1 protein-coding gene is annotated in these 1015 nt (G+C 72.8%); it reads right to left on the minus strand.

Features of this window, described 5'->3' with window-relative positions:
* Positions 1 to 8: 8 nt before the first annotated feature.
* Complete coding sequence (locus tag EK403_RS22040; protein ID WP_128779595.1) at positions 9 to 992, minus strand: KpsF/GutQ family sugar-phosphate isomerase; 984 nt, start codon at positions 990 to 992, stop codon at positions 9 to 11.
* Positions 993 to 1015 lie beyond the last annotated feature (23 nt).

Consider the following 1015-nt stretch of genomic DNA (forward strand, 5'->3'; position numbering starts at 1 on the left):
CGCCTTTTTCAGGCGATTCCGATTTTGAGGAGGTCGTGGATGTGGACGAGGCCGACGGGTTTGTGGTTCTCGACGACGAACAGGGCGGTGATGGATCGGCCCTCGAGCTCGCTGAGGGCCTGGGCGGCGAGGTCGTCGGGGGCGACGACGCGGGGCGCGCGGGTCATGACGGCCTCGACCCTCATGGCGGTGAGCTCGGGGCCCATATGGCGGCGCAGGTCGCCGTCGGTCACGATGCCGACGAGCGCGCCGGCCTCGTCCACCACCCCGACGCAGCCGAAGCTCTTCTGCGTCATGACGATCAGCGCCTCGGACATGCGGGCCTCGAGCGAGATCAGCGGCACGGCGTCGCCGACATGCATCAGGTCGCGCACGAAGGCCAGCACCGCGCCGAGCTTGCCGCCCGGGTGGAAGCGCTTGAAGTCGCCCGGGGTGAACTTGCGGCTTTCGAGCAGCGCGACCGACAGCGCGTCGCCGAGCGCGAGCTGCATGGTGGTCGAGGTGGTGGGCGCGAGCCCGTGCGGGCAGGCCTCGCCGACCCTGGGCAGCGTCAGCACGACATCGGCCGAGCGGCCGAGCGCGCTGGCGGCGCTCGAGGTGACGGCCACCACCGGCACCCGGAAGCGGCTGGCGTAATGCAGCATGTCGCGCAGCTCGGCGGTCTCGCCCGACCAGGAGAGCGCCAGGATCACGTCCTCGGACGCGATCATGCCGAGATCGCCATGGCTGGCCTCGGCCGGGTGCACGAAGAACGCCGGGGTGCCGGTCGAGGCGAGCGTCGCGGCGATCTTGCGGCCGACATGGCCGCTCTTTCCCATGCCGGAGACGATCACCCGGCCGCGCGAGGCCGCGATGGCGGCGACCGCGGCCGCGAACGCCTCGCCGAGCGCGCCCTTCAGCGCGCCGCCGAGGCTTGCGAGCCCGGCCTGCTCGATCTCGATGGTGCGGATCGCCGAGGCGACCGCGGCCAGGGCCTCGGCCCCCGCCGACAGCGGCTCCCCCCCCGCCCCCCGGG

The sequence above is a fragment of the Hansschlegelia zhihuaiae genome, assembly GCF_004103825.1.
In the GTDB taxonomy this organism is placed as follows: domain Bacteria; phylum Pseudomonadota; class Alphaproteobacteria; order Rhizobiales; family Methylopilaceae; genus Methylopila; species Methylopila zhihuaiae.